Source organism: Ochrobactrum sp. SSR, from assembly GCF_030067775.1.
Lineage (GTDB): Bacteria > Pseudomonadota > Alphaproteobacteria > Rhizobiales > Rhizobiaceae > Brucella > Brucella teleogrylli.
Map to the genome: position 1 here is coordinate 2,227,542 of NZ_CP125969.1, position 26,882 is coordinate 2,254,423.

Below are 26,882 nucleotides of genomic sequence, written 5' to 3' on the forward strand. Positions count from 1 at the left end.
TGGACCGGCGAAAACCGCCGGTCAATAGTTTGGCTGATGCCGCTATAAAGCTCAGGCGAAGGCCATTCCGATATGGCGCTCCCGCAAAAGAGTGCTGATTTCATCGAGAACCGCCGGGTCTTCGATGGTGGCGGGCATTTTCCATGTCTCGCCATCGGCGATCTTCTGGATGGTTGAGCGCAGGATTTTGCCCGAGCGGGTCTTGGGCAGGCGCTTCACGGTCAGGGCCAGCCGGAAGGCGGCGACCGGGCCGATGGCGTCGCGAACCATGGCCACGCATTCCTTTTCGACTTCGTGCGGATCGCGGTCGATATTAGATTTCAGCACCAGAAAACCGCAAGGCGCTTGCCCCTTTACGGGATCGGAAATGCCCAGCACCGCGCATTCCGCCACATCGGGATGACCGGAAAGGACCTCTTCCATCGCGCCGGTGGACAGGCGATGGCCCGCGACATTGATGATGTCGTCGGTCCGGCTCATGATATAGAGATAGCCGTCGCTATCCATATATCCGGCATCGGCGGTTTTATAATAGCCGGGGAACTCCGCGAGATAGGCTTTCCTGAAGCGTTCATCGGCATTCCACAGCGTCGGCAGGCAGCCGGGCGGCAGTGGCAGCTTGATCAGGATATTGCCGAGCTGGCCGCGTTCCACCTCATGGCCTTCATCATCCAGCACGCGGATATCGTAGCCCGGAAGGCAGACCGCAGGCGATCCGTATTTCGTTTCCAGAAGGCCGAGACCAAGCGGATTGGCTACCATCGGCCAGCCGCTTTCGGTCTGCCACCAATGGTCAAGCACCGGGCGTCCGATCAGGTTCTCCGCCCAGTGGATTGTGTCCGGATCGGCGCGTTCGCCTGCCAGAAACAGCGCACGGAATTTCGACAGGTCATAGTTGCGGACGAAATTCCCGTCGGCATCTTCCTTCTTGATGGCGCGCAGCGCCGTCGGCGCGGTGAACATCACCTCCACGCCATGTTCGGCGATGATGCGCCAATAGGTGCCCGCATCCGGCGTGCCAATGGGCTTGCCTTCGAACAGGATCGTCGTGGCGCCTGCGAGCAGCGGCGCATAGACGATATAGGAGTGGCCAACCACCCAACCAACATCCGAAGCGGCCCAGAAGACCTGCCCCGGCTCCACGCCGAAGACGTGTTTGAGCGACCAGGCCAGCGCCACCATGTGCCCGCCATTGTCGCGCACCACGCCCTTTGGCTCGCCGGTGGTGCCGGATGTATAGAGCACATAAAGCGGATCGGTCGCGGCGACTGGCGTGCAGGGCACGTGTCGGCCCCGCGCGGCGTCCACAGCAGCCGTGTAATCGATGTCGCGCCCTTCAACCGGGGTATGGGCATGCTGCTCGCGCTGCAGAATGATGCAATGGCCGACCTTGTGGTGGGCGGATGCAATGGCTTTGTCGAGCATGTCCTGATAAGGCACCACGCGCGTCGGCTCGATGCCGCAGGAACCGGCAATGATCATCACCGGCTTGGCATCGTCGATGCGCGTTGCAAGTTCATTGGCGGCGAAACCGCCGAAAACGACGGAATGCACAGCGCCTATGCGCGCCGATGCAAGCATGGCAACTGCCGCTTCCGGCACCATCGGCATATAGATCAGAACGCGGTCGCCCTTCTTCACGCCATTGTCCAGCATGACGGCGGAGAGCGCCTCCACTTCCTCCAGCAATTCGCTATAGGTGAACTTGCGCACCTTGCCGGTGACGGGGCTTTCATAGATCAGCGCCAGTTGATTGCCGCGCCCATTGGCGACATGGCGGTCGAGCGCATTGTAACAGGTGTTGCATTCCGCACCGGTGAACCAGCGGCCATAGACGCCTTCGTCGCCTGCAAAAACCTGATCCCAGGGCTTGAACCAGTCGATCGCCTCTGCGGCTTCCGCCCAGAACCGTTCAGGATCGGCCTGCCATGCGGCATAGGTCTCGGCATATTTCGAAGTCATGCTGTTCCTCCCAGAAACACGCACCGCGCACCGCCCGCATGACGGACGTTCCAAGGTGCGATTTTTCATCCGATGTCAGCGCGAGCGCGGCCTCCTCAGACCGGCATCCTCCCGGATTTCTCCGTGCGCTTTCATCTCCTCCATCCTTAATTTACGCCGAGCCGTGAAGCTTCGTCCATGGGACTTAAGATGAAGATTGGAATAGAACAAGAAGACTTGCAGCTCGCAAGCGCCTGCGTCACAAGGAGGGGAGAGGTGTCGCCCGTGACCAAAGTTTTGCCTGTGCTGCTTGTCCTTTTGATGGGAATGCACATCATCAAACCGCTCGGCCTGCCGGGATTGAAGCGTCGCGGCGATTTCTGGAAAATTGCCGTCATCGCCATATTCGTCATGGCGCTGGCTGTCGGTTTTCATTTCCACGAATCATGAAAAAGCCCGGCCCAAAACCGGGCTTATCCTTTCTATCGCTGCCCTGAAAAAAATCAGGCTGCCTGTTCTAGTTCTTTTTTCCAGCCGCCGGTTGCGGCAAGGCCGTTCATGCGGGCGCGGTGGGTGAAGGCACGCTGACCGGCGGCGACGTTCTCCGGCTTGCCACCCCACGCTTCGAGGGCTGCCGCCTGCAAGGCGCGTCCGTAAGAAAATGTCATTTTCCACGGCATGTCGTAAGCTTCATTCATGGCCGAGAGATGCGCTGTCGCCTCTTCGCCCGTCTGACCGCCGGACAGGAAGGCGATGCCCGGAACTGCGGCGGGAACGGTGTTGAGGAAGCAACGCACGGTCTTTTCAGCCACTTCCTCGACCGACGCCTTGCGCGCATTCTTGCCATCGAGAACCATGTTCGGCTTCAGGATCATGCCTTCCAGCTTGACGCGGGCGTCATAAAGCTCGGCAAAAACCGTCTTTAGAACCAGCTCGGTCACTTCATAGCAGCGGTCGATGCTGTGATCGCCCGGCTTGCCATCCATCAGGACTTCCGGCTCGACAATCGGCACAATTCCAGCTTCCTGACAAAGCGCAGCATAGCGCGCCAGCGCCTGTGCATTCTGCCTGACCGCGCCCCATGTCGGCAAAGCGTCGGAAATTGATATGACGCCGCGCCATTTGGCGAAACGCGCCCCCAGGCCGTGATATTCGTTCAGGCGTTCGCGCAGGCCATCCAGACCTTCGGTGATAGTCTCCCCGGGGAAACCAGCCAGAGGCTTCGCGCCCGCATCGACCTTGATGCCCGGAATCGAGCCCGCATTGCGGATGATGTCGTTGAGCGGCGTGCCGTCCTTGGCTTTCTGGTGGATGGTCTCATCGTAAAGAATGACGCCGGAAATATAGTTCTTCATCGCATCGTCGGCGCGGAACAGCATCTCGCGGTAGTCGCGGCGCGTCTCTTCCGTGGATGCCAGATTGATGGAATCGAAGCGCTTCTTGATGGTTCCGGAGCTCTCGTCAGCAGCCAGAATGCCCTTTCCGGAAGCGACCAGGGCAATCGCAATATCTTCAAGACGTTCGGTCATTCGTAAGCTCCTCTTCAGAACCGGCCGACTGGAGTTCGCCTCGGTCGGCATCGGAAATTGATGACTTATCGCCGATGGCAGAAGTGTCCGGTAAAAAAGATGGCATGCGCAACTGATTGAAACGATTGAAAATTTTTTAAACGATTTAGACTGGACATGTTTTCTTGTCGCCAGTCGAACGAGGCCGGTTCAAGGTTTTTACGGTGAGGGGTTTCATCTGGGCGACAAGACCCCATGTAACGATAACCTGCCGTTCTCATCGCCCAACGCCTCCGAGGAGAAGACATGCGCGCCGCTCATCTTAGCCTGTTATTTGCTCTCGCCGCATCGGTTACATCTATTCCGATGCAATCCGCCTGGTCCGCCAGCATCAATGCGGGCGACCGCGAAACCAAGGCCGAAGCGCCATTCACCGTCACAAGTGTTGCGGAGTTCAACACGCCGTGGGCAATTGCGTTCCTGCCCGATGGCCGTCTGGTCGTGACGGAAAAACCCGGAAAGATTTTCATTGTCACAGAGATGGGTAGAAAGTCCGAAGTTGCGGGCGTGCCCAAGGTTGCCTTTGGCGGGCAGAACGGTTTGCTCGACATAGAGGCTGCGCCGGATTTCGCGAAGAGCAAGGCGCTTTATTTCACCTATAACGAACCTGCGGACGGCGGCAGCAGCGTGGTGCTGGCGCGGGCGAGACTGGCAGAGAGCGGCGACAAGGCCACGCTTGAAGACCTGACCACGCTGTGGAAGCAGGATGTGGTCGCCAAGGGCGGTCAGCCGGGCGGAAAGATCGCCTTCGCACCGGACGGCAAGCATTTGTTTCTCACGGTCGGGGACCGTATGCAGCCTGCCACAGCGCAGGATGACAAGGCCCCGATGGGCAAGATTCTCCGCATGAATCTGGACGGGTCCGTGCCGCAAGATAATCCCAATGCGGGGGAGGGTGGCATTCGCGGCCTGACCTGGACGACCGGTCACCGCAATCCTTATGGGCTGGCCTTCGCGCCCGATGGCACGCTGTGGGAACACGAGATGGGGCCGCGCGGCGGCGACGAGTTCAATCTGATCAAACCCGGCCTCAATTATGGCTGGCCGGTGGTTTCCAATGGCGACAATTACAGCGGCAGGCCGATCCCGCGCCACAGCACGCGCCCGGAATTCGAAGCGCCGCGGGTCTACTGGAATCCGGTGATTTCGCCGGGCGGTCTGACCTTCTACAAGGGTAATTTGTTCAAGGCGTGGGACGGTTCCGCCCTGATCGCCGGTCTTTCTTCGATGGCGCTGGTGCGTGTCGCTTTCGACAGCAAGGGCCAGCCGGACGAAGCCGAGCGCTTCGATATGGGCAATCGCATCCGCGACGTGGCCGTTGGTCCAGACGGCGCGATCTGGCTGATCGAGGATGATGATCCCGGACGCCTATTAAAACTGACGCCGAAATCTTGAACTGAAAAAGGCCCCGTTTCCGGGGCCTTTGATTTGTTCTTCCGCATTGTCCTGCGCATCGAAGCGGGATCAGAAATCAGTCTAGTGGACTGATTTCCCCGCGTAGGCGCTTCGCACTTTTGCTGGAAATGCTTTATTTCTTCAACACATCGACGCCCGGAAGCGGCTTGCCTTCCATCCATTCCAGGAAAGCGCCGCCTGCGGTCGAGATATAGGTGAAGTCGTCGGCCACACCGGCATGGTTCAGCGCCGCGACCGTATCACCGCCGCCGCCGACCGAAACGAGCTTGCCAGCCTTGGTGCGGGCCGCGACATGCTTGGCGGTCTTGACCGTCGCGGTGTCGAACGGGCGCAGTTCGAATGCGCCGAGCGGGCCGTTCCAGACCAGCGTTGCCGCATCGTCGATGGCCGAGGCGATCAGATCGGTGGACAACGCACCTGCGTCGAGGATCATGCCATCGCTTGGTACAGCGTCGACGCCATAGGTCTTGTTCGGCGTATCGGCGGCAAAGTGCCAGCCCACAACCGCATCGACCGGCAGGATGATGGCGCATTTGGTGGTTTCGGCCTTGGCCATGATTTCACGCGCCGTATGGGCGAGGTCATGTTCGCAAAGCGACTTGCCGACATCGTGGCCCTGTGCCGCGAGGAACGTATTGGCCATGCCGCCACCGATCACCAGCGCATCGACTTTTTCGATAAGGTTCGAAAGAAGGTCGAGCTTGGTCGAGACCTTGGCGCCGCCGACAATGGCGACAACCGGACGGGCCGGATTACCGAGGCCCTTTTCCAGCGCTTCCAACTCGGCCTGCATGGCGCGACCGGCAAAAGCAGGCAGGACATGGGCCAGACCTTCGGTCGAGGCATGGGCGCGGTGGGCAGCCGAAAACGCGTCATTGACGTAGAGATCGCCATTGGCGGCCAGCGCCTTGACGAATTCTGGATCGTTCTTTTCCTCGCCCTTGTGGAAACGGGTGTTTTCCAGAAGCAGAACGTCACCGTCCTTCAGCGCATCGACAGCGGCCTTGGCCTTGTCACCGATGCTGTCTTCCGCGAAATGGACGCCCCGACCAGAAATATGGGGCCCGAGCACCTTGGCGAGCGGCTTCACGACATGCTTCAGCGAATTTTCGTCGGAGGCAACGCCTTTCGGGCGACCGAAATGGGCGAGCAGAATGACCTTTGCGCCCTTCTTCGACAGTTCGGCAATCGTTGGAACGATGCGCTCGATGCGGGTGAGGTCGGTCACCTGTCCGTCGGCCATTGGCACGTTGAGGTCAACGCGGACCAGAACGCGTTTGGATTTGACGTCGGCGTCGTCGAGAGTGCGGAAACCCATAAGTTTTCTCCCTGGCTTGTTCCGGCGCGTGGTGAAGCCTTATCGCTCTGACAGTTTGGCTTAACCAGGCAGACGCTGGAACAGGGTTGGATAATCGGTAACAAGCCCGTCTTCATCGACGGGTAGATCGGCGGTGAAAGAGCGGTCCGCCGCCGCGTAACGATAGAGCCTGCCTTCTTCCAGACAGCGGTAACGCTGGCTGTCGCGGAGGGGCTGAAAACTGTCGAACGGCACATAAAGCATGTCCAGCTGAACGGTGCCGCTTTCCGGTGTCAGGCCAAGCCTGCGTATTGGCAGTGTGTTGGTGAAGGGCGTTCCTGCCAGATCGATGTCGATGCAGCCGTCGAATTCCGGCAAAGGCTCGCCAGTCACCGACTGCCAATGGCCCTCGCCATCGGAGGAGAATTCCAGCTTCTGGCCGGATGTGGTTTCGATAAGGAAATGAAGAACGCGCCAGGTGCTGTCGCAGTCGATGCTGTAGCGGACACCGTAAGCATCGCCGCCGCGATTGCCGATCACCACGCTTTCGGCATGAATATTGCGGCCCGCGGGCGCAAGATTCAAATGTTCGAGCCCTTCTCCTTCCAGCGGACGCCAGCGGGCGACAGTGGGGAGAAGGGCGCGAAACATAGTCAGGCCACGGGGCTTAGATCAGCTTGCCGAGAGCGACGGCGGTGTCGCCCATACGGTTGGAGAAGCCCCATTCATTGTCGTACCACGACAGGATACGAACCATGGTGCCGTCCATGACCTTGGTCTGGTCCATGTGGAAGACCGAGGAATGCGGATCGTGGTTGAAGTCGTGCGAGACAAGCGGCTCGTCCGTGTAGCCGAGGATGCCCTTGAGGCGGCCATTGGCGGCTGCTCGGATCGCGTCGTTGATTTCCTGCACGGTGGTCGAACGCTTGGCAATGAAGGTCAGGTCAACGACCGAGACATTCGGGGTCGGGACGCGGATAGCGACGCCGTCCAGCTTGCCCTTCAGTTCCGGCAGCACGAGACCAACAGCCTTGGCTGCACCCGTCGAGGTCGGGATCATGGAGAGCGCTGCCGCGCGGGCGCGGTAGAGATCCTTGTGCATGGTGTCCAGCGTCGGCTGGTCGCCCGTATAGGAGTGGATCGTGGTCATGAAGCCCTTTTCGATGCCGATGGCATCATTGAGGACCTGTGCCACCGGCGCAAGGCAGTTGGTGGTGCACGACGCGTTGGAGATGACCTGATGCTCTTTGGTGAGCTTGTCGTGATTGACGCCATAAACGACTGTCAGGTCAGCGCCGTCGGCAGGAGCCGAAACGATGACGCGCTTGGCGCCAGCTTCCAGATGCATTGCCGCCTTGTCACGCGCGGTGAAAATGCCGGTGCATTCCAGCGCGATGTCGACGCCTTCTTCCTTCCACGGCAGTTCGGTCGGGTTGCGAACGGCGTGCACCTTGATCGGACCATAGCCGACGTCGATGCTGTCGCCAGCGACCTTCACTTCCTTGGGGAAACGGCCGTGGACGCTGTCATAGCGCAGAAGATGCGCATTGGTTTCCACCGGGCCGAGATCGTTGATCGCGACGACCTGAATGTCGGTGCGGCCCGATTCCACGATGGCGCGGAGAACATTGCGGCCAATGCGGCCAAAACCGTTGATTGCGACGCGAACTGCCATTTTCTGTAAATCTCCCGATAGGATACTGCACTTGCAGTGCTTCATAATTCAGTCAGTGCCGGGCATTCGGACAAATCCCGCGCGGCACTGACCGGAAACTTAAACGCCGGCGTTTTTGAGACGCCGGCGTTCAAAAATCATGCTGCGGCGTTGAGCTTCTTTTCCGCGGCTGCAACGGCGTGTTCTGCCGTGATGCCGAAGTGCTTGTAGAGATCGTTGATCTCACCCGAAGCGCCGAAGCCCTTCATGCCGATGAAAATGCCGTCTTCGCCGATGAAGCGCTCCCAGCCGAGCGAGATTGCCGCTTCGATGGCAAGCTTGACCGGCGCATTGCCGATGGTTGCCTGCTTGTAGGCGTCGCTCTGGCCTTCGAACAGTTCGAAGCACGGCACCGAGACCACGCGTGTGGCAATACCCTTGCCTTCGAGAAGGTCGCGGGCCTTGAGCGCGATTTCCACTTCCGAGCCCGTGGCGAAGATCGTCACCTTGGCGTCGTCGCTGGCGGTCGCCAGTTCGTAAGCGCCGTAAGCGGAGAGGTTTTCTTCGCGATGCTCGGTGCGCACGACCGGCAGGTTCTGACGGGTCAGGGCCAGCGTCGACGGGGTTTTGGTCGACTGCAGGGCGATCTGCCAGCATTCCGCCGTTTCCACAGCGTCAGCCGGACGGAAGACATTGTGGTTCGGAATGGCGCGCAGTGCTGCCAGATGTTCGACCGGCTGGTGGGTCGGGCCGTCTTCGCCCAGACCGATGGAATCATGCGTCATGACATAGATGACGCGGATGCCCATCAGCGACGACAGACGCATGGCCGGACGCGCATAATCCGAGAAGGTCAGGAAGGTGCCGGAATAAGGGATCAGGCCGCCATGCAGCGTGATACCGTTCATGGCTGCCGACATGCCGAGTTCGCGGATGCCGTAATGGACATAACGGCCGCCGTAGTTTTCCGGCGTCACTGCCTTGGTCTGGCTGGTCTTGGTGTTGTTCGAACCGGTGAGATCGGCAGAGCCGCCGATGGTTTCCGGTACGACGCCGTTGATGACTTCCAGCGCCATTTCCGAAGACTTGCGGGTGGCGACCTTCGGCTTTTCAGCAGAAAGCTTCTTCTTGTATTCGACGATGGCCGCATCGAAACCGGCAGGCAGATCGCCACGCATGCGGCGTTCGAATTCTGCGCGGGTTTCCGCGTCGGCAGCGGCGAAGCGCTTTTCCCATTCCTGGCGCTTCTTGGCGGCGTTGAGGCCAGCCACGCGCCATGCGTCCAGAACTTCAGCCGGAACGACGAAAGGTTCTGCCGACCAGCCGAGCGCCTTGCGGGTGGCTGCGATTTCTTCCGCGCCGAGCGGCGAGCCATGCACCTTGTTGGTGCCGGCCTTGTTCGGTGCGCCAAAACCAATGGTCGTCTTGCAGGCGATCAGGGTCGGCTTGTCGGAAACCTTGGCCAGTTCGATGGCCTTGGCGATGGCTTCCTGATCGTGACCGTCAACAGCCAAGGTGTTCCAGCCGGAAGCAGCGAAACGGGCTGGCTGGTTGGTGTTGTCGGCCATCGAGATCGGGCCGTCGATGGAAATGTTGTTGTCGTCCCAGAAGGCGATCAGCTTGTTGAGCTTCAGGTGACCGGCCAGCGAGATGGCTTCCTGGCTGATGCCTTCCATGAGGCAGCCGTCGCCGACAAGCACATAGGTGTAGTGGTTGACGAGGCTATCGCCGAACTGTGCGTTCAGGATGCGTTCGGAGAGCGCCATGCCAACGGCATTGGCAATGCCCTGGCCGAGCGGGCCGGTCGTCGTTTCGATGCCGGCAGCATGGCCGTATTCCGGGTGACCGGCGGTACGCGAGCCGAGCTGGCGGAAATTCTTGATTTCATCGATGGTGATGTCTTCGTAGCCCGAAAGATAGAGCAGCGAATAAAGCAGCATCGAGCCGTGACCGGCTGACAGCACGAAACGGTCGCGATCCGGCCAATGCGGGTTCTGCGGGTCGTGCGAAAGGAAACGGGTATAAAGCGTCGTCGCTATGTCAGCTGCGCCCATCGGCAGGCCGGGGTGGCCGGAATTGGCTTTCTCAACCGCGTCCATCGAGAGGAAGCGAATTGCGTTGGCCAACTGATTTTGTTTGTCGGAATTGCTCATGGTCTCAGCCGTCTTTCCATGGGAGGGTTTAACGGGGTTGCGGCGATGCCTTTTGGCTGAGCACGAATGGCGCCGAAAACCGTCCTCCGTTTTTCGGGTCCGTACTCCAGAAGGCACCGGGACACATAGCACCTGCGCATGAGGAGTCAATAAATGCGTGGCTTTTGGGCAATAAACTGTCTGCGACTAATCGATTGAGTTCTGTGGAAAGCAGCCCGATAATCGCTCAAAAGCCATTTTTGCACCGATTAACGGTGCATGAAAGCTCATATGGACACCTCATTTGTTGCTTATCCGGCGGTCGATTATTACAATCTTTTCAAAGAGGCCTGTCCGGCAGACGCGATTCGATGCCGTTGAATGGCATCAGAAAGGACATGGATGGCACCCGAAGCGACCCTCAGGCAAGTTTTGGAACGGCTGGAAAAAGCACTCAACACGCTCGAAGGCGCGGTTGATCTGCGGCTGGACAAGGAAGGCGATTTCGCCGAAGCCGAGGAAGAGGTGCAGCGCATGAATGCTGACCGCAGCCGTCTCGCTCAGGAACTCGACCAGTCCGAAGCCCGTGCAGAGCGGCTTGAAGCTGCCAACCGCGAAGTGTCGCGGCGCCTTGTCACGGCGATGGAAACCATTCGCGCCGTTCTGGATCGATAGGAGGCTATCATAGCGACCGTTACCGTAACCATCGATGGCAAGGCTTATCGCATGGCGTGCGATGAGGGGCAGGAAGAGCACCTCAGCGGACTTGCCGACCGTTTCGATCAATATGTCACGCATCTCAAATCGTCGTTCGGAGAGATCGGCGATTTGCGCCTGACCGTCATGGCCGGGATCATGGTGATGGACGAGATGGCCGAGATGCAGAAGCGCATCAATGGTCTGGAAAGCGAAGTCGAGACGCTGCGCCGCGCGCGTGATGAAGCGCTCGGGCGCGCCGACAGCAACGATGCGGCGCTAACCGGCATACTGTCGGATGTCGCGTCGCGTCTGGAACAGGTGGCGTCCCGCATTGCGCCACGCGCCAGTTCATAAGCTAAGCGCTTTCTGAATTTTCTGAAAAGATTTCGCGGTGAAAGCCTCGCAGCCTCTGGCGCAGCCCGTTGCGAGCGACTATATTCATCAGCGGCGTACTGCGCTTCCCGACAGGTGTAACAGCATCCCCGGGGCCTTATTGATCTCTAAGGGAACTGTCCCTGTGAAGGCTTGCGGGCTTTCGCATATGGTGCCCACCTACTTTGTAGGTTCCCGGGATCAATCACTACCATCGGTTGTCGTGGTCGCCGCTTTCCTTTCATCTTGCAATGCGTATGAAAATCCAGTCCTCAAGACTTGATCTGTGCTACGCATTGCCCGTAAACATGCGATAAACCTTAATTATTCGCATGTTCCGATGGAATCTCCCCAAGTTGCACCGCCCCAAAAGCCGCGCCCATTTGAAAGACTGTCGGTCGCCGTGCCGGTGGCTTTCGCCTATGGCCTGATTTTATACATGCTGATCTGGTCCGGTGCGGCTGACGATGAGATGCCGTTCTTTGCCGGGCTTATGCTGCTGCCGATGGCGGTGGCAAGCCTCGCATCCAGTCTGGCCGACCCGCGTGCCGAAAAAGACCTGTGGCGGCATGTCCGCATGGGCTGGGCCATCATAGGCGGGCTGGTCGTTGTCAGCATGGTGCTGTTCCACGAAGCGGGCATCTGCGTGGTGATCGCTGCGCCCTTCTTCGTGGTGTTCTCGACACTCGGCTCGACATTGACGCTGTGGATCATCCGCAAGCTCCGCTCGCGCCGTTCGACAATGCTGGTGGTCGCCCTGCCGCTGGCCGTCTTTCCGGCAGAGCTTCAGTTTTCCTATGCCCCGCATGACGGGTCGGTGACGACGGTGATCGATATTGCCGCACCGCCGGAAGTGGTGTGGAAGCAGACCGTCGAAATCCGCAATGTGCGCGCCGATGAACTGTCCTGGACATTCAGCCATGGTATTGTGGGCGTGCCGCAGCCGGTCGATGCGCGCATCGAAGGGGAGGGCGTGGGCGCCGTGCGCCAGTTGCAATGGACGCGCCGGGTGACTTTTCAGGAGATCGTGACGCAGTGGGAGGAAAACCGCCTGCTGGCCTGGGATTTCCGCTTCGGCCCGGGCTCCATTCCCGCAGCCGTCGAAGCCCATATCAAGGTGAACAGCAGCTATCTTCAACTGGCCAATGGCGACTACCGGCTGGAGCCTCTGCCCGATGGCCGCACCCGCCTGACGCTGACCACGCATTATCGCATCGCAACGCCGATCGACTTCTATTGCGACCTGTGGGGCAAGGTGTTTCTCAATGATTTTCATGGCGTCGTGCTGAAGGTGATCCGTGACCGGTCGGAGCGGATTGCCGACGCTGTCTGATCCATCACTTGACGGATCGTCTCATTGCGGTTCCACTGTTACAGTCGGATTATGCAAATGGAGAGGTTTTGGGGATGGCAGCAGCGGCTCCGGATGGCAGTCAGGAAAAACAGGCGCTCAGGCGTGCCGTGCTTGCCCGCCGCGATGCGCTGGAACCCCGTTACCAGTATGAAGCCTCGCTCGCGGCTGCGAAACACGGCGAAGAGGCGCTGGTCATTCCCAAGGGAACGCTCGTGGCGGGCTATTGGCCGATCCGCTCTGAAATTGATCCGCGTCCGCTTCTGTCCGTCCTGCGCGGCAAGGGCGCAAGGCTCTGCCTGCCGGTGGTGCTGGACAAGGAAACCATTGCCTTCCGCGAGTTTCTGCCCGATGCGCAGCTTGTGCAGACAGGGTTCGGCACGATGGGTCCCGATGCACGAGCGCCGCTGGTGGACCCGACCATCATGCTGATGCCACTTGCCGGTTTCGACCCGCGCGGGCATCGTCTGGGCTATGGTGCGGGACATTATGATCGCGCGCTGGCACGGTTTGCCGAACGTGGTTTGCAGCCCTTGCTCATTGGCATGGCCTATGATTGTCAGCAAGTGGAGCATGTGCCCGACGAGCCGCACGATATCGCGCTCAACCAGATACTGACGGAGAGCGGCTTGCGTTCGCTGGGCGCAGGCTTATAAGGCTCATCTCATGAGATTGCTTTTTCTTGGTGACATGGTGGGCCGGTCGGGGCGCACGGCAGTTTATGAAAAGCTGCCGGGGCTGATTTCCGATCTGAAGCTGGACTTCGTGATCGTCAACGGCGAGAACGCCGCGGGCGGTTTTGGCATTACCGAAGAGATTTTTCATGAAACGATCCGCGCTGGCGCGGATGTCGTGACCACCGGCAATCACGTCTGGGATCAGCGCGAGGCGCTCGATTTCTCCAAGCGCGAGGACCGCTTCCTACGCCCGGCCAATTTTCCGAAAGGAACGGCAGGCAAGGGCGAGGGACTTTACATCGCCAGGAACGGCGCGCGCGTGCTCGTGTCCAATGTCATGGGGCGCGTCTTCATGCATCCCGATCTGGATGATCCGTTTATCGCGGCGGAGAAGATCCTTGAAGCCTGTCCGCTGGGCGAGCAGGCCGATGCCGTGTTCTTCGATTTCCATGCGGAAGCAACCAGCGAAAAGCAGTGCTTCGGCCATTTCGTCGATGGCCGTGCGAGTGCTGTCGTCGGCACGCACACGCATGTGCCGACCGCCGATTGCCAGATCTTGCGCAATGGCACGGCCTATATGTCGGATGCGGGCATGTGCGGCGATTACGATTCGTCACTTGGTATGGACAAGGAAGAGCCGCTCAACCGCTTTCTGTCCAAGGTGCCGAAGGGGCGTTTTGAAGCAGCCAATGGTCCGGCGACCATTTGCGGTGTCGGTATTGAAATCTCCGACCGCACCGGCCTTGCCGAAAAGGCAGCACCTTTGCGCATCGGCGCGCGTCTGGAAGAAACTATCCCGGAATTCTGGCGCTAGAGCGGTTCCAGCGACGATTGAGTCGTCGCAACCGCGCTAGCTAATTGTTTTCGGCGCACATCTTATCCGAAAACCGCTTTGCACTTTTCGGGATGTGCTTTAACCGACAATCGCAAAGGAATCGCGCATCTTGCCGGAGGCCGTTCTGACCGGGCGGTGGCCAATCCATTGCACATGACGGGCGAGAATGGCGGCGGCGTGGTCGATGTCGTTCTTGCGCAGGGCATCGAGAATCGCCCGGTGATCGTGATCGGTGCGTGCTTCCCACTCCGACCGCCAGGTCGCAAACAGAAACCGCGCGCTGGCCGCATGCAGATCGTCAATGGCGGCAAGCAGGCGTGGCATCCGGCATGGTTCCAGAATGAGCCGGTGAAAGCGCCGGTTGGCGTCTTCCCAGCTTCGCACGTCCCGTGATTTGTCGCCGTCGAGCGTGGCGCGTTCGGCAGCATCAAGCGTGGCGCGGGTGATGTGCGCCGCCGCATGCCGTAAAGCCAGCACTTCGAGCGCTGCGCGCATTTCCGCCACTTCGCGAATCTCGCCAATGTCGAAGGAGGCGACGCGCACACCCCGGCGCGGCTCCGAAACGGCCAGCCCCTGCGCTTCCAGCCGCCGAAACGCCTCACGCACCGGCACATGGCTGGTCTGGAACTCTTCGGCGATGTGATCCTGCCGCAATTTGGTGCCCGGCTCGATTTCCCCTTCGATGATACGGTCAGCCAGAACCCGGCTGATACGGGCAGCGATGGTCTCGTTCGGGGCCTTCGGGGATGGGGCTTGCGGGCGTTGATTCATGATTTTATCGATAAGCTGCTTTGTCGCCCGGGTCGAGCCTTATTGAATTTTTTGACAGGTGAGGGCCTCGATCCGCGCTTTTGCTGGACGAATGAGGCTCAATTCCTTATAACGCCGCCATTCTGCACGGAAAGCATTGTGGCCGGACTTGCGGCCCCGCTTGTGTGATACTCTCTGCGTGAGATTGTCTGTTCATGCGTAACGCTTTTCCGTGCGCGACGATTAGAACAGAACAGGGGTGCCATGGCTGGCCATTCACAGTTTAAGAACATCATGCACCGCAAGGGCCGTCAGGACGCCGTGCGGTCGAAAATGTTTTCCAAGCTCGGACGCGAGATTACCGTCGCCGCCAAGCAGGGTCTGCCTGACCCGACGATGAATCCGCGCCTGCGTCTGGCGATTCAGAACGCCAAAGCGCAGTCGATGCCGAAAGATAACATTGAGCGCGCCATCAAGAAGGCCGCCGGCAATGACGGCGAAAACTATGATGAAGTGCGCTATGAGGGCCGCGGCCCCGGTGGCGTTTCGGTTATCGTTGAAGCGCTGACCGACAATCGCAACCGCACCGCGTCCAACGTCCGCGCAGCCTTCACCAAGTCTGGTGGCGCGCTGGGCGAAACCGGTTCGGTTTCCTTCATGTTCGATCGCGTTGGCGAAATCGTCTACAAGTCCTCTGTCGGCGATGCCGACAAGGTCATGGAAGCGGCTATCGAAGCTGGTGCCGAGGATGTGCAATCCGGCGAAGAAGAACACGTCATCATCTGCGCATTCGAAGATATCGGCGAAGTGTCGAAGGCGCTTGAAGCTGCTCTTGGCGAGGCCGAATCGATCAAGACGATCTGGAAGCCACAGACCAATACCGAGCTGGACGAAGAAAAGGCCCGCTCCGTTCTCAAGCTTCTCAACACGCTGGAAGACGATGACGACGTGCAGAACGTCTACACCAACTTCGAAGTCAGCGACGAAGTGATGGAAAAGCTCAGCGCCTGATTATAGCCGCTCATGCACTATCGAAGCTCCCGGTCAAAACACAAGTTTGTCCGGGAGTTTTTTATTGCCTGCTTCTGGCAAAGTGCAGGCAATAAAAAACCCCGCCGAAGCGGGGTTTTCCGAATAGGTAACCTGGTATTAGATGCCGAGGTTGCCGAAACGGTTCTTGAACTTCGTAACGCGACCGCCGCGATCGAGCAGGGTCTGCGAACCGCCAGTCCAGGCCGGATGGGTGGTCGGGTCGATATCGAGGTTCATCGTATCGCCTTCTTTGCCCCAGGTCGAACGGGTCTGGTATTCGGTGCCATCGGTCATCACGACCTTGATGGTGTGGTAGTCGGGATGGATATTGGCTTTCATCTTCTCAATCCTGATAGTCTGGCCTGAAAGTCTGGAAGAAAAGCGCAGCCTGAATGTCAAAACTGCGGCACTTTCGCCCAATGGCATTTACGAAGACCCATCACCCGCAGGTGACGGCTTCCAAAAGGGTTGCCGAGCCTATACATCAGGCGCACGGCAATAACAAGGGCACAATCTCAAGAATGGCCGATCATAATAATCCAACTGGTGTGAATCCGGAATCGAATGCAGACGAGGCGCGCAAGCGCCGCTCCCTCAAGCCTCTGCGGCGCATGGTTCCGTTCGTCGCCCGCTATAAGCTGCTGGTTATCGGCGCTCTCTTTTCGCTGGTTCTGGCCGCCGTCACGACGCTCGCAGTGCCGGTCGCGCTGCGCCGCATGATCGATCACGGCTTCACCGGCGCCAACGCCATTTTCGTAAACAATTATTTCGGGATGCTGGTGCTGCTGGCGCTGGTTCTGGCGGTTGCGTCGGGGCTGCGTTACTTCTTCGTGATCTCTCTGGGTGAACGGGTCGTGGCCGATTTGCGCAATGCGGTCTTCGCGCATGTGACAGCGCTTTCGCCGGAATTCTTCGACCGGTCGCAGTCTGGCGAAATCGTGTCGCGGCTTTCCGCCGATACGACACAGATCAAATCGGTGGTGGGTGCCACCGCGTCGGTCGCGCTGCGCAATGTCATTTTGGGTGTCGGCGCACTGGCCATGATGGTTGTCACAAGCCCGAAACTCTCCGTGCTGGTGATTGCAGCCATTCCGGTGATCGTCGTACCGCTGATCGCTTTCGGGCGTTCCGTGCGCCGCCGCTCGCGTTTGACGCAGGATATGCTCGCCAATGCCAATGCCTATGCCAGCGAGCAGATTGGCGCGATGCGCACCTTGCAGGCCTTCACCAATGAAAACATGGTGGTCGGGCGGTTTGCCCATGCCGTGGAAAACGCCTATCAGGCGGCGCGCTCGTCCATCAAGGCGCGGGCGGTGCTGACGGCCTTCGCCATCTTTCTGATTTTTTCCAGCGTGGTTGCGGTGCTGTGGTTCGGCTCGCGCGATGTTTTGTCCGGCACCATGTCGCCGGGCACGCTCGGTCAGTTCGTGCTCTATGCGGTTTTCGCGGCCAGCGCCTTCGGCGCCCTCTCGGAAGTCGGCGGTGAACTGGCGCAGGCGGCCGGTGCAACAGAGCGTCTGGCTGAAATTCTGGATGAAGACCCGGACATTTCAGCGCCTCGCAATCCGGTTTCCTTGCCGGAGCCGGCGCGTGGTGAGATCGTCTTCGATGACGTTTATTTCTCCTATCCGACGCGCCCTGATGCGCCATCGCTGAATGGCGTGAGCTTTGCGGTCAAACCCGGCGAAACGGTTGCCATTGTCGGCCCGTCCGGTGCGGGGAAGAGCACGGTGTTTTCGCTGGTGATGCGTTATTATGATCCGCAGTCCGGCAAGGTGCTGATGGATGGCGTTGCCTTGCCGGAGGCCGATCCGGCAGCCGTGCGCGGGCGCGTGGCCATGGTGCCGCAGGATGTGGCGATCTTTGCGACCTCGATCCGCGACAATATCGGCTTCGGCAGGCCGGGTGCGAGCGATGCGGAAATCGAGGCTGCAGCCAAGGCTGCACTGGCGCATGATTTCATCATGGCGCTCGCCAATGGCTATGACACGGAAGTCGGTGAGCGCGGGGTAACATTGTCTGGCGGACAGCGCCAGCGTATTGCCATTGCTCGCGCCATCCTGCGCGCCGCGCCGATCCTGTTGCTGGATGAAGCCACCTCGGCGCTCGATGCAGAAAGCGAAATGCTGGTGCAGAAGGCTCTCGACGGGCTGATGCAGGGACGCACGACGCTGGTGGTCGCGCACCGTCTTGCAACGGTGCTGAAGGCGGATCGCATTCTTGTGCTCGATAAAGGCCGGATCGTCGAAGAAGGCACCCATCAGAGCCTTGTGGAGCGCGGCGGCATCTATGCGCGTCTGGCCAAGCTGCAATTCGAAGTCGGGGCAGGGGTGTACTAAGCGGGGCTCGAAAGAAAGGGGCGCTTTATCCATACGCATTTCCGAACGCATCGAAGCAGGAACAGAAATCAGTCCGGGGGACTGATTTCCCTGCTTAGGCGCTTCGCACTTTTGCTGGAAATGCTTTTACGTCCCTTTTGTTTACCTCTCGGTCAGTTTCAACTCGATGCGGCGGTTTCGGGCGCGGGCATCAGGTGAATCCGAGGCTTCCAGCGGCTGATACTCGCCAAAGCCTGCCGCCACGAGGCGGTTGGCCGGAACGCCATTGGCGATCAGGAATTTGACGACCGCCGTCGCGCGGGCCGAAGACAGCTCCCAATTGTCTCGGAAACGTCCCGTACCGGCGAGCGGCACATTGTCGGTGTGGCCATCCACGCGCAGCACCCAATTGATATCGTCCGGGATTTCCTTGTTCAGCTCGATTACCGCGTCGGCGAGCTTCTTCATCTCCACTTCGCCAGCCGGGTTGATGTCCGACGATCCCGTCGGGAACAGCACTTCCGACTGGAAGACGAAACGGTCGCCGACAATGCGGATATTGTCCTTGTCGGAGAGAATTTCACGCAAGCGCCCGAAGAAGTCGGAGCGATAGCGGTTCAGTTCCTGCACGCGCTGGGCCAGCGCCACATTGAGGCGCTTGCCAAGGTCGGCAATCTTGGCGTTCGATTCGCGGTCGCGGCTTTCTGATGCGTTGAGCGCGTCTTCCAGTGCCGCAATCTGGCGGCGCAAGGCGGAAATCTGCTGGTTCAGCAATTCCACCTGACTGAGCGCGCGGGCGCTGACCTGTTTTTCGGCGTCAAGGCTTTCCGACAGTTCACCGGCGCGCTTTTCTGCAGCAGCACCCGCGCCGCTGCCCTCGTTCAGCAGCGTTTGCAGGCGCGAACGCTCGCTTTCGGCAGAGGAGAGCGAGGCTTGCAGATTGGCGATGGTGTCCTGCATGTCCTGCGAATTGCTCTTCTCCAGCGATAGTAGCTGGGTCAGTTCCTGAATCTGGCTGTTGAGGCGGGCCAGCACACTGTCCTTATTATTGACCTCGCGGCTGAGCAGAAACTGCGCCAGCACGAAGACTGTGAGCAGAAACATGATGGCGAGAAGCAGCGTCGTCAGCGCATCGACGAAGCCCGGCCAGTAATCGACATGTCTTTGCTGGCGGCGGTTGCGGGCAAGAGCCATGAGCCTTACTCCGCCTTATCGCTTTGATGTGTATCGTTGCGATCAGACTTGCGTTCGTGCGACGTCGCGCCAATGGCCTTGGACAGCCGGTCGAGCGTCTGGCGGATAGCCTTTTGCTCGTCAGCCTGCTTTTCCACCCAGTCACGCATGATCTGCTGTTCGCTACGCATGCTTTTCACCAGACCCTGAATACCCTCGGCCAGATTGGCGAGCGCAGCCGTCGTGCGCTGGGTGGAATCGCCGCCCTGCGTCTTCAGCCGCTCGGCCAATGCATGCAGTTCGCCTGCCTGACCATTTTCGGCGTTGAGGTCGGAACCAAGATCGGTCACGGAGGAAAGCCAGTTTTCGAGCTCGGTATAGAAACGGTTCTGGGCGCGGCCCGCCTGCAGGTCGAGGAAGCCCAGAATGAGCGAACCCGACAGACCGAACAGCGACGACGAGAAAGCGGTGCCCATGCCGGACAGCGGCGCCTGCAAACCGGCCTTCAGCGCATCTAGCACATCGCCGGTACTGCCAGAGCTTGGGTCCAGCGTCTGGATGGTGCGCCCGATGGAGCCAACCGTTTCTAGCAAGCCCCAGAACGTGCCGAGCAGGCCGAGGAAAACCAGAAGCCCGATGAGATAACGCGAGATGTCGCGGCTTTCATCAAGGCGTGTCGCGATGGAATCGAGGATCGAGCGCATTGACGTGGTCGTCAGCGCCATCGATTGCCGACGTCCGATCAGCGCGCGCATCGGCGCAAGCAGGACCGGCGGGCGGGTGGTGCCGTCGCGGTCGCCATCGCGGAAGGAATTGACCCAACGAATTTCGGGCAAAAGGCGCAGAACCTGCCCGAAAGCCAGCAATATGCCGACCAGCAGGACGCCGAGAATGAGGCCGTTTAGGCCGGGATTGGTAACGAAGAAAGTATGGATCTGCCGCATCAGCACCGCTGCCAGAAAGGCAACGATGATGAGGAAGATCACCATGGATAATATAACGATACGCGGGCTGCTCAGGCGATAGGGGTCATAATCGCGTCCCTCATCCAGACGTGTTCTCGGTTCCCTAAAGTCACTCATGCGTTCCGCTCCATCGTCGGCTGTTTGAGGGAGAGCCTACTTCATAAATTGGGGAAGCGGAATCGCCTGAGCAGGAAAAAATGAGCTGTAAAAAACTTCAGCGCGCCGGTGGCGCGCTGAATAAGGTTTCATCAGATGGAGTTTGGTCTGGATCAGATCGGCTTCTTGATCGTCTTGAGAAGTGCTGCTTGAACGGCTTCGTTCCCAGCAACAATGTTCTTCTTTTCGAACATGTTCTGTCCGCCGTCCTTATCGGAGACGAAACCGCCAGCTTCCCGGATCATCAGCATGCCTGCGCCGATATCCCATGGATTGACGCCTTCTTCCCAGAAACCATCGAGGCGACCGGCGGCGACATAAGCAAGGTCGAGTGCGGCAGCGCCCAGGCGGCGGACACCGGCTGTTTCGGCCATAACATTGCGCAGTTCGACCAGATAATGGCCATGATGGCCGCGACCAAGATGCGGGATGCCGGTGCCGATCACCGTATCGACCAGCTTGGTGCGGGCTGCAACGCGCAGACGACGATCATTGAGGAAAGCGCCACCACCGCGTTCGGCAGTGTAAAGCTCGTCCATGGCCGGATTATAGATGACGCCAGCTACGATCTGTCCCTGACGCTCAAGAGCGATGGAGACTGCGAAAACCGGGATACCGTGCAGGAAATTCGTTGTGCCGTCGAGCGGATCGATCAACCAGCGATGCTGTCCGTCCTTGGCTTCCACCTCGCCGGATTCTTCCATCAGGAAGCCGAAATCCGGGCGGGCGCGGCTCAATTCCGTATAGATGATCTGTTCCGCCTTGCGGTCCGCCTGGCTGACATAGTCGCCGGGGCCCTTGAGGGATACCTGAAGATTCTGGACTTCGCCGAAGTCGCGGGCAAGGTTACGGCCAGCTTTCATAGCGGCCTGTACCATAACGTTAAGAAGGGCTGAGCGGGCCATTTCTTTATCCTTTTTGGCAAGATCCCACGGCCATCGAAAAGGCGTGGATATGGGCGTGGATCGTGCAGTTAAACAGATCCTTGAAAATCCGAGGCGCGTGCACGCACACAGGCTTTCGAGGAATTGAGCAATCTGAGAAAGAACAGTCGCGGTACAATCGCGACAAGCTGCGATGCCCGTTGGGGCATCGCAAAAGACGGGCGCTGGATTAAGCGCGGCTGACGTAGGTCAGTTCATTGGTGTCGACGATCACGCGCTCACCGGAAGCGATGAAGGGCGGAACGAGGATACGGATGCCGTTTTCAAGCACGGCGGGCTTGTAGGACGAGGCTGCGGTCTGGCCCTTGACGACTGGATCGGCTTCGGTGATTGCCAGCGTGACCTGATCCGGCAGACGAATGCCGATCGGCTTTTCTTCGTAGAGTTCGACGGTGACCATCATGCCGTCCTGAAGGAAGGCAGCGCGGTCGCCCACGAAATCCTTCTGGAGTTCGAGCTGTTCGTAGGATTCCGTATCCATGAAAATCAGCGCTTCGCCCTGTTCATAGAGGAACGAAAAGTCCTTTTGCTCGAGGCGCACGCGCTCGACGGTTTCAGCGGCACGGAAACGCTCGTTGAGCTTGGTGCCGGTGATGAGGTTCTTCAGTTCGACCTGATTGTAGGCGCCGCCCTTGCCGGGCTTGACGGCGTTGGTCTTGACGGCAACCCAGAGCCCGCCGTCATGTTCGATGACGTTGCCGGGACGGATTTCGTTACCATTGATCTTCATGAGCTTGATCCGGAATGAATTGAAACCAATTGCGGTTCGTCACATGACAGCGAACGGGCAATCGCCCGCTTTGTCGAGAGATTGCGCAGGCGTCTATACTCGAACCGCGATAATCGCGTCTCCAAGACCACAAAACGGCGCTTTGTGCAAGCCTGAGCACGAAAAGAGAATCTTTTGGAGACGTAGAATCGTCAGAATTGCTAGCGAACTCTGAGATCGTTAGCCGTCTCGATAGCCTGTTTGATCTGATCATCGGCCAATCCGTCCATCAGATCGTTGAGGTCGGGAGAACGAAAACCGGCGCGCTGCGCAATGATATACCATGCCGCTGCCTTCACGGAATCGCCATCGGTGCCGATCCCGTCGCGATAAAGCCGGGCAAGCCAGACTTGCGCCATCACCATGCCGCGCCCGGCGGCAATCTGAATCCAGCGGAAGCCCTGTTCATAGTCCTTGTCGCCGCCACGGCCCTCCACCAGCCAGCGCCCAAGATCGAACTGGGCCGTGTCATAACCTTTGCGCGCCGCGCGGATCAGATATGTGCGGGCCTTGTTGTCGTCACGGGCGATCTTTTCGGTGCCATTGGCATAGATCTGGCTCATCGCATATTCGCCGTCGGCAAGCTTTGCCTCCGCCGCTTTCTCGAACCATGGGAAAGCAAGATCGAGGCCGGGTTTGCCTGGATGTTTCACCATCAGCATCTGGCCCCAGTTGAACTGGGCCATGGCATTGCCGCCTTCGGCTGCCTTCTGCATCAGGGCTTCGGCCTTGGCCTGATCCTTCTTGACGTAAGTGCCCTGTAGCAGCAGCGCCGCATAGCGGAACTGCGCCTCGGTGATGCCCTTTTCGGCGGCTTTGCCATACCATTCGGCTGCGAGCTTCTGGTCGGCAGGGATGCCCATGCCGCGCGCATACATTTCGGCAATCAGCGTCTGCGAAGCCGGATCGCCTTTTTCGGCCTGCGGTTTCGCCAGATTGAAGGCGGTCAGATAAAGCCCGCGCTGAAAAGCGCCGAAGGCCTCGTCGGCAGGCTTGTCGCCGAAGCGGCTCAGATCGATGGCGGGCATCGGGTCCGTCGTCGCGGGCTGTGGCAGCATCACCGGCTGCTTCGCGGGCTTGTCGCTTTTCTTGTCCTTGTGAGTACCCTTGGCACTATCGCTCTGGCTTTTCGCAGGCTCGCCTGCAGCGGCAGCCGGCAGGGCAGGCAGCGCGAATGTCAAAGCGGCAGCGAGAAGAAGTTTGCTCTTCGTGGGCATCAACAAGACCTTGGGAATGGAATGCGTTGGCTTAGTTTTCAAAACGCGGCGCGTGTTCATCGAGAAGGCGGTTTGCTTCCGCAACCGCTTTCGCCGGATCTTCCGCCTCGAACACGGCGCGACCGAGCGCCACGAAATCCGCGCCAGTCTCGGCTGCCGGGATGATGCTTTCAAGCGTGTTGCCAGCCTGCGCAATGGAGGGGATTTCGACCATTTGCGCCCACCATTCGGCTAGCGCAAGATTACGCGGATGTGCGTCCGGCTTGTTGTCCGCGCCGATCTTGCCGAAGAAAATATAGTCCGGCTGCAATTCGCCGATTTCCATCGCGCCATGACGGTCGCGCAGATTGCCGGTGCCCACGATCATTTTCGGCGTGTGCTTTTCGATGGCGTCTGCAAGCTCAGCCGCTTTGCCTTCAATATGCACGCCATCGGCGCCGACACGGCCAGCAATGCGCGTATCGTTCAAGATGAGGGCGGCTGCACCCTTTTCCTGGATGATCGGCACTGCCTTTGCGGCGACGGCCTGAAAGGTTGCTTCATCCAGATCGCCGGTGTCGAGAATCACACTTGCGACATCGCCGCCGGAAAGCGCTTCCGTCAAAAGTCTGGCCAAAACCGCGCTATCGGCAGTCGGCGGGGCGACCAGCACGATGCGGCAGCGTTCGGGTTCTGTCTTGGGAGCGGACTTGTTCATGGGGCGAAGCCTAACGAGAAAAACATGATGGAATTCGGGCAAGAGTGAAGTTCTGTTTATCCGAAACGGATGCAGCGCTCTATCTATTTGTTTTGGCGCAAATAGGCGCCTGGCTAATTGTCCTGATGCGTGTATGCGATCCAACGGGCCAAGAGCAAGCGCTGCGCGCGCGTCGTGGCAGCCCTGCCGGAGAAATCCGATAGCCGCTTAGCATTATGTTATCCACTGGAACGAAAGTTGATCGGAACCAACCCCGTTCTGCCGGGATTAATGGGTATATAAGGCCCATCAAACGTCGGGCAATAAACGCCCCGATGAAGCATGTGGCTTTCATCCGATCTCCCATTCGGAGAGCTGCAACTTGAGATATTGGAGAGCGTCGCGGTCCCAAGCGCCGGTGCTTTCCAGCAGAGACAGACAGGCTGGTAAATGACGATTGCGACCGCTAGAGAAGCGATGCCCGCGCCGACCGCGAAGGTGCGCGACACGCGCATTGACGTGTTTCGTGCACTTGCCCTGCTGACCATTTTCATCAACCACGTGCCGGGCACCATCTACGAGCATTTCACGCACAAGAATCTCGGCTTCTCCGATTCTGCGGAAGCCTTTGTGCTGATTTCCGGCATGGCCGTGGCGCTGGCCTATGGCGGCAAGTTCGGCCCCGGTAGCCGCCTTCTGCTGACATTGAAGATGTGGCGTCGTGCGGGTGTGCTTTATACGGCCCACATCATGACGACCATGGCGACGATCGCCATCTTTGCTTCCGCTGCGATTTTCCTGAAGCGCGCCGAGCTGCTCAAGGAAATCAATATCGAGCCGTTGCTCAAGCACCCGGTGGAATCGCTGTTCGGTCTCGTAACGCTGGGCCATCAGCTGGGCTACAACAACATCCTGTCGATGTATGCCGTCATGCTGGTCCTGACGCCGATCCTGCTACTGCTGGCGCGCATCAGCCTGCCCCTGATGCTGGGTGTCTCGGGCGTAGTGTGGTTCCTGTCGGGACTTTATAACGTCGCGCCGATCAATTATCCGACGGAAGGCGTCTGGTTCTTGAATCCGCTTTCCTGGCAGTTCCTGTTTGCCATCGGCATTGCAGGCGTGATGCATGTGCGCCGCGGCGGCCAGTTGCCCAACCATCCGGCGCTGATCGCCCTTGCCGTTGGCTATCTGGTGCTGGCGCTGGCCTGGGTCCGCATTCCGCTTTGGGGGATCGATGCCTCGATGGGCCTGCCGATGGTCATCACCGGTTTCGACAAGACTTTCCTGTCGGGCCCCCGTCTGCTGCACATTCTGGCGATGGCTTATCTCATTGCCGTTGTGCCGACGCTGAACAATATTGCCCGCACCGCGCCGGATAATCCGCTCGCCATCCTCGGCAAGCATTCGCTGCCGGTGTTCATCGCAGGCACGCTGCTTGCCATGGTGGCGCAGGTGATGAAGCTCGTGAACCCGGGTGGTCTGCCTTACGACACGCTGCTGATCGCAACCGGTATCGTGATGCAGTTCGCGCTGGCCTATTATCTGGAGTGGCTGCCGACAATTGGCTGGGGCAAGAACGGTGCGGCTGCCAAATCTGGCAAGCCTGTTGTGCCTGCCGCCGAGCCGGTGAAGATGCAGTCAGGACCGAAGCCGCAGCCAGCGCTGCAGCGCTATTGATAAAAAGCCGCCTTCGGGCGGCTTTTTCTTTCTGCGCGGCCGTCCCGCTGGCATTTTCCACAGGTCCAACTCAAAATTAACCATTCATTAATCTTAAGAGGGTTTAATCATTTACATCCAGTTCGGCTGGATTCTTACCGAGTGGTTTTGCCACTCTGTTTGACGCCTCCCTGTTAAACTCCTGAGAGCCGCCATTGCGGCTCTTTTTTTGTGCCTGCAAGGCTCTAGCCGCCAGCGTTTAAACGCATGAGGGGAACCGGAAACCGGTTCGACCCGTTCTGCTTGCAGGGATAGTTAACTACCCCTTGAAAATGTTAACCGAACGTTAAACATAATCTTGCGCGACCGTGCATGAAGGTGCAGTTTATCGTGGACTTGTTTGTCATGACAGTTCCGTCCGAACGTCCTGCGTGATCGAAAGACGGTTCAGCAATTTTCAGTCGCGTCCATTTTTCGGATGGATGCGGGCAACGGAATGGGCCGCCGATGCAGGCGGTCACGCAAGGTGGCAGAGCAGTGATTAGCGAACAGAGACAGATGCCGAGCAATATGATCAGCCTCGCGGAGCGCATGGTCTTCTCGGATTCGTTCAAGCCGATCTACAGCCAGGGCATGGATATGGTCGAGGAAGCGGCGAGCTATCTCGACGGTGAAGGCCGTGAAGAAGCGCGCAACCTGTCCCGGATTGCTGCAACCCTCTATGCCGCCAGAATCAATGCGCCTCACCACCCGTCTCATGCAGATCGCTTCCTGGCTGCTGCTCCAGCGCGCCGCCCGCAACGGTGAAATGAACCGCCAGCAGGTGTCTGCCGAAAAGGCCAAGGTGCGTCTCGACACGCCATCGGCTGGAGAGGGCGCGCCGGGCTGGAACGAGTTGCCTGCAGCTTTTGCCGAACTCGTGGAGCGCTCGATGCGCTTGCAGGCGCGGGTGCGCCGCATGGACCGAGAAGTCTATGGAGATGTGGTTTCCTTGCAGACCAATCCGCACGACAACCCGGTTTCCGAACAGATTGTGTTGCTGAAGACGGCTTTCGGCGCGTCTTGAGGGACAGCTGATATTTCGGCTTTGACGGCCTGCTAATGGCGTTGTTTTCCGCTTCAGGTGCTCACGTACCTTATGTGCGCTGCGCTCCGGTTCTCAAAGCCCACCATTTTCGGGTCGTCATAACCGAAATCTGCGCTGCCCCGACCGTGCTCTCGGCGCATGTTTCTCTTTTGTTCACTTTTCTGCTGTCAAGTGAATCCGTCTGAGGATAGGGTTCG

Annotated in this window: 24 protein-coding genes, 1 other RNA gene and 1 pseudogene; 12 read left to right on the forward strand and 14 right to left on the reverse strand. The window is 59.1% G+C overall.

Going from position 1 to position 26,882, the window contains the following annotated elements; genetic code table 11:
- Positions 1 to 51: 51 nt before the first annotated feature.
- Positions 52 to 1,962: a propionyl-CoA synthetase gene (locus QLQ11_RS10510; RefSeq protein ID WP_124915887.1), complete on the reverse strand. Its 1,911-nt coding sequence runs from the start codon at positions 1,960 to 1,962 to the stop codon at positions 52 to 54.
- A gap of 264 nt (positions 1,963 to 2,226) precedes the next feature.
- On the opposite strand from QLQ11_RS10510, the gene QLQ11_RS10515 reads away from it, so the two are divergent.
- On the forward strand, positions 2,227 to 2,391 hold the full coding sequence (locus QLQ11_RS10515) for a hypothetical protein (protein WP_167836096.1): 165 nt from the start codon (positions 2,227 to 2,229) through the stop codon (positions 2,389 to 2,391).
- A gap of 53 nt (positions 2,392 to 2,444) precedes the next feature.
- Here QLQ11_RS10515 and QLQ11_RS10520 read toward each other — a convergent pair whose 3' ends face one another.
- Positions 2,445 to 3,470, reverse strand: a complete 1,026-nt coding sequence (locus QLQ11_RS10520) for a class I fructose-bisphosphate aldolase (protein ID WP_124915886.1) — start codon at positions 3,468 to 3,470, stop codon at positions 2,445 to 2,447.
- Between the two features lie 285 nt (positions 3,471 to 3,755).
- On the opposite strand from QLQ11_RS10520, the gene QLQ11_RS10525 reads away from it, so the two are divergent.
- Complete coding sequence (locus QLQ11_RS10525; RefSeq protein WP_124915884.1) at positions 3,756 to 4,904, forward strand: PQQ-dependent sugar dehydrogenase; 1,149 nt, start codon at positions 3,756 to 3,758, stop codon at positions 4,902 to 4,904.
- A gap of 133 nt (positions 4,905 to 5,037) precedes the next feature.
- Here the strand turns inward: QLQ11_RS10525 and pgk are convergent, their stop codons facing one another.
- The 4 genes from pgk to tkt form a co-directional block, all read right to left on the reverse strand.
- The gene (pgk, locus tag QLQ11_RS10530; RefSeq protein WP_109369767.1) at positions 5,038 to 6,243 is read right to left on the reverse strand and encodes a phosphoglycerate kinase; all 1,206 of its coding nucleotides are present in this window, start codon (positions 6,241 to 6,243) and stop codon (positions 5,038 to 5,040) included.
- A 60-nt stretch (positions 6,244 to 6,303) separates the two neighbouring features.
- Positions 6,304 to 6,873 (reverse strand): putative glycolipid-binding domain-containing protein, encoded by a 570-nt coding sequence (locus QLQ11_RS10535; RefSeq protein WP_109369766.1) that lies wholly within the window; start codon positions 6,871 to 6,873, stop codon positions 6,304 to 6,306.
- A gap of 16 nt (positions 6,874 to 6,889) precedes the next feature.
- Positions 6,890 to 7,897 (reverse strand): type I glyceraldehyde-3-phosphate dehydrogenase, encoded by a 1,008-nt coding sequence (gene gap, locus QLQ11_RS10540; RefSeq protein WP_109369765.1) that lies wholly within the window; start codon positions 7,895 to 7,897, stop codon positions 6,890 to 6,892.
- Between the two features lie 137 nt (positions 7,898 to 8,034).
- Positions 8,035 to 10,029, reverse strand: coding sequence for a transketolase (tkt, locus tag QLQ11_RS10545; RefSeq protein WP_109369764.1), 1,995 nt, complete (start codon positions 10,027 to 10,029; stop codon positions 8,035 to 8,037).
- A gap of 381 nt (positions 10,030 to 10,410) precedes the next feature.
- On the opposite strand from tkt, the gene QLQ11_RS10550 reads away from it, so the two are divergent.
- The 6 genes from QLQ11_RS10550 (at position 10,411) to QLQ11_RS10575 (ending at position 13,921) form a co-directional block, all read left to right on the forward strand.
- Entirely contained in the window at positions 10,411 to 10,683 is a 273-nt protein-coding gene (locus QLQ11_RS10550; RefSeq protein ID WP_109369763.1) for a DUF4164 domain-containing protein, read from the forward strand.
- A 9-nt stretch (positions 10,684 to 10,692) separates the two neighbouring features.
- Complete coding sequence (locus QLQ11_RS10555) at positions 10,693 to 11,061, forward strand: cell division protein ZapA (protein ID WP_109369762.1); 369 nt, start codon at positions 10,693 to 10,695, stop codon at positions 11,059 to 11,061.
- A 92-nt stretch (positions 11,062 to 11,153) separates the two neighbouring features.
- Positions 11,154 to 11,312, forward strand: a non-coding RNA gene (gene ssrS / locus QLQ11_RS10560) — 6S RNA.
- Positions 11,313 to 11,419: 107 nt separating this feature from the next.
- Complete coding sequence (locus QLQ11_RS10565; protein ID WP_283735949.1) at positions 11,420 to 12,412, forward strand: SRPBCC family protein; 993 nt, start codon at positions 11,420 to 11,422, stop codon at positions 12,410 to 12,412.
- Positions 12,413 to 12,486: 74 nt separating this feature from the next.
- Positions 12,487 to 13,086, forward strand: a complete 600-nt coding sequence (locus tag QLQ11_RS10570) for a 5-formyltetrahydrofolate cyclo-ligase (RefSeq protein ID WP_109369760.1) — start codon at positions 12,487 to 12,489, stop codon at positions 13,084 to 13,086.
- A gap of 10 nt (positions 13,087 to 13,096) precedes the next feature.
- Positions 13,097 to 13,921 carry a TIGR00282 family metallophosphoesterase gene (locus QLQ11_RS10575; RefSeq protein WP_109369759.1) on the forward strand — a complete coding sequence of 275 codons (825 nt, stop codon included), beginning with the start codon at positions 13,097 to 13,099 and terminating at the stop codon, positions 13,919 to 13,921.
- A gap of 99 nt (positions 13,922 to 14,020) precedes the next feature.
- On the opposite strand, the gene QLQ11_RS10580 is transcribed toward QLQ11_RS10575, so the two are convergent.
- A complete protein-coding gene (locus QLQ11_RS10580) occupies positions 14,021 to 14,713 on the reverse strand; it encodes a GntR family transcriptional regulator (RefSeq protein ID WP_109369758.1) in 693 nt (230 codons plus the stop codon).
- Between the two features lie 243 nt (positions 14,714 to 14,956).
- On the opposite strand from QLQ11_RS10580, the gene QLQ11_RS10585 reads away from it, so the two are divergent.
- Positions 14,957 to 15,703 (forward strand): YebC/PmpR family DNA-binding transcriptional regulator, encoded by a 747-nt coding sequence (locus tag QLQ11_RS10585; RefSeq protein WP_078339492.1) that lies wholly within the window; start codon positions 14,957 to 14,959, stop codon positions 15,701 to 15,703.
- Positions 15,704 to 15,841: 138 nt separating this feature from the next.
- Here QLQ11_RS10585 and rpmE read toward each other — a convergent pair whose 3' ends face one another.
- Entirely contained in the window at positions 15,842 to 16,063 is a 222-nt protein-coding gene (rpmE, locus tag QLQ11_RS10590) for a 50S ribosomal protein L31 (protein WP_078339491.1), read from the reverse strand.
- A gap of 80 nt (positions 16,064 to 16,143) precedes the next feature.
- Between rpmE and QLQ11_RS10595 the strand changes: the two genes are divergently transcribed.
- Positions 16,144 to 18,063, forward strand: a complete 1,920-nt coding sequence (locus QLQ11_RS10595) for an ABC transporter transmembrane domain-containing protein (RefSeq protein WP_109369757.1) — start codon at positions 16,144 to 16,146, stop codon at positions 18,061 to 18,063.
- A gap of 141 nt (positions 18,064 to 18,204) precedes the next feature.
- Here QLQ11_RS10595 and QLQ11_RS10600 read toward each other — a convergent pair whose 3' ends face one another.
- The 6 genes from QLQ11_RS10600 to QLQ11_RS10625 form a co-directional block, all read right to left on the reverse strand.
- Entirely contained in the window at positions 18,205 to 19,236 is a 1,032-nt protein-coding gene (locus tag QLQ11_RS10600) for a peptidoglycan -binding protein (RefSeq protein ID WP_109369756.1), read from the reverse strand.
- A gap of 5 nt (positions 19,237 to 19,241) precedes the next feature.
- Positions 19,242 to 20,297 carry a MotA/TolQ/ExbB proton channel family protein gene (locus QLQ11_RS10605; RefSeq protein ID WP_109369755.1) on the reverse strand — a complete coding sequence of 352 codons (1,056 nt, stop codon included), beginning with the start codon at positions 20,295 to 20,297 and terminating at the stop codon, positions 19,242 to 19,244.
- Between the two features lie 152 nt (positions 20,298 to 20,449).
- The gene (locus QLQ11_RS10610; RefSeq protein WP_109369754.1) at positions 20,450 to 21,241 is read right to left on the reverse strand and encodes an inositol monophosphatase family protein; all 792 of its coding nucleotides are present in this window, start codon (positions 21,239 to 21,241) and stop codon (positions 20,450 to 20,452) included.
- Between the two features lie 208 nt (positions 21,242 to 21,449).
- A complete protein-coding gene (gene efp, locus QLQ11_RS10615; RefSeq protein ID WP_109369753.1) occupies positions 21,450 to 22,010 on the reverse strand; it encodes an elongation factor P in 561 nt (186 codons plus the stop codon).
- Positions 22,011 to 22,210: 200 nt separating this feature from the next.
- Entirely contained in the window at positions 22,211 to 23,266 is a 1,056-nt protein-coding gene (locus QLQ11_RS10620; RefSeq protein ID WP_109370312.1) for a tetratricopeptide repeat protein, read from the reverse strand.
- A gap of 31 nt (positions 23,267 to 23,297) precedes the next feature.
- Positions 23,298 to 23,963: a thiamine phosphate synthase gene (locus QLQ11_RS10625; protein ID WP_109369752.1), complete on the reverse strand. Its 666-nt coding sequence runs from the start codon at positions 23,961 to 23,963 to the stop codon at positions 23,298 to 23,300.
- Positions 23,964 to 24,419: 456 nt separating this feature from the next.
- Between QLQ11_RS10625 and QLQ11_RS10630 the strand changes: the two genes are divergently transcribed.
- Positions 24,420 to 25,619, forward strand: a complete 1,200-nt coding sequence (locus QLQ11_RS10630; protein ID WP_109370311.1) for an OpgC family protein — start codon at positions 24,420 to 24,422, stop codon at positions 25,617 to 25,619.
- Positions 25,620 to 26,156: 537 nt separating this feature from the next.
- A pseudogene (locus tag QLQ11_RS10635) lies at positions 26,157 to 26,664 on the forward strand (DUF1465 family protein).
- The last annotated feature ends 218 nt before the right edge of the window (positions 26,665 to 26,882 follow it).

What these genes read in the sequence shown, in the direction of transcription:
- QLQ11_RS10510 (WP_124915887.1), bottom strand. Translation starts at nt 1,962, where the DNA reads ATGACTTCGAAATATGCCGAGACCTATGCCGCATGGCAGGCCGATCCT.
- QLQ11_RS10520 (WP_124915886.1), bottom strand. Translation starts at nt 3,470, where the DNA reads ATGACCGAACGTCTTGAAGATATTGCGATTGCCCTGGTCGCTTCCGGA.
- QLQ11_RS10525 (WP_124915884.1), top strand. Translation starts at nt 3,756, where the DNA reads ATGCGCGCCGCTCATCTTAGCCTGTTATTTGCTCTCGCCGCATCGGTT.
- pgk (WP_109369767.1), bottom strand. Translation starts at nt 6,243, where the DNA reads ATGGGTTTCCGCACTCTCGACGACGCCGACGTCAAATCCAAACGCGTT.
- QLQ11_RS10535 (WP_109369766.1), bottom strand. Translation starts at nt 6,873, where the DNA reads ATGTTTCGCGCCCTTCTCCCCACTGTCGCCCGCTGGCGTCCGCTGGAA.
- gap (WP_109369765.1), bottom strand. Translation starts at nt 7,897, where the DNA reads ATGGCAGTTCGCGTCGCAATCAACGGTTTTGGCCGCATTGGCCGCAAT.
- tkt (WP_109369764.1), bottom strand. Translation starts at nt 10,029, where the DNA reads ATGAGCAATTCCGACAAACAAAATCAGTTGGCCAACGCAATTCGCTTC.
- QLQ11_RS10550 (WP_109369763.1), top strand. Translation starts at nt 10,411, where the DNA reads ATGGCACCCGAAGCGACCCTCAGGCAAGTTTTGGAACGGCTGGAAAAA.
- QLQ11_RS10565 (WP_283735949.1), top strand. Translation starts at nt 11,420, where the DNA reads ATGGAATCTCCCCAAGTTGCACCGCCCCAAAAGCCGCGCCCATTTGAA.
- QLQ11_RS10570 (WP_109369760.1), top strand. Translation starts at nt 12,487, where the DNA reads ATGGCAGCAGCGGCTCCGGATGGCAGTCAGGAAAAACAGGCGCTCAGG.
- QLQ11_RS10575 (WP_109369759.1), top strand. Translation starts at nt 13,097, where the DNA reads ATGAGATTGCTTTTTCTTGGTGACATGGTGGGCCGGTCGGGGCGCACG.
- QLQ11_RS10580 (WP_109369758.1), bottom strand. Translation starts at nt 14,713, where the DNA reads ATGAATCAACGCCCGCAAGCCCCATCCCCGAAGGCCCCGAACGAGACC.
- QLQ11_RS10585 (WP_078339492.1), top strand. Translation starts at nt 14,957, where the DNA reads ATGGCTGGCCATTCACAGTTTAAGAACATCATGCACCGCAAGGGCCGT.
- rpmE (WP_078339491.1), bottom strand. Translation starts at nt 16,063, where the DNA reads ATGAAAGCCAATATCCATCCCGACTACCACACCATCAAGGTCGTGATG.
- QLQ11_RS10595 (WP_109369757.1), top strand. Translation starts at nt 16,144, where the DNA reads ATGGCATTTACGAAGACCCATCACCCGCAGGTGACGGCTTCCAAAAGG.
- QLQ11_RS10600 (WP_109369756.1), bottom strand. Translation starts at nt 19,236, where the DNA reads ATGGCTCTTGCCCGCAACCGCCGCCAGCAAAGACATGTCGATTACTGG.
- QLQ11_RS10605 (WP_109369755.1), bottom strand. Translation starts at nt 20,297, where the DNA reads ATGAGTGACTTTAGGGAACCGAGAACACGTCTGGATGAGGGACGCGAT.
- QLQ11_RS10610 (WP_109369754.1), bottom strand. Translation starts at nt 21,241, where the DNA reads ATGGCCCGCTCAGCCCTTCTTAACGTTATGGTACAGGCCGCTATGAAA.
- efp (WP_109369753.1), bottom strand. Translation starts at nt 22,010, where the DNA reads ATGAAGATCAATGGTAACGAAATCCGTCCCGGCAACGTCATCGAACAT.
- QLQ11_RS10620 (WP_109370312.1), bottom strand. Translation starts at nt 23,266, where the DNA reads ATGCCCACGAAGAGCAAACTTCTTCTCGCTGCCGCTTTGACATTCGCG.
- QLQ11_RS10625 (WP_109369752.1), bottom strand. Translation starts at nt 23,963, where the DNA reads ATGAACAAGTCCGCTCCCAAGACAGAACCCGAACGCTGCCGCATCGTG.
- QLQ11_RS10630 (WP_109370311.1), top strand. Translation starts at nt 24,420, where the DNA reads ATGCCCGCGCCGACCGCGAAGGTGCGCGACACGCGCATTGACGTGTTT.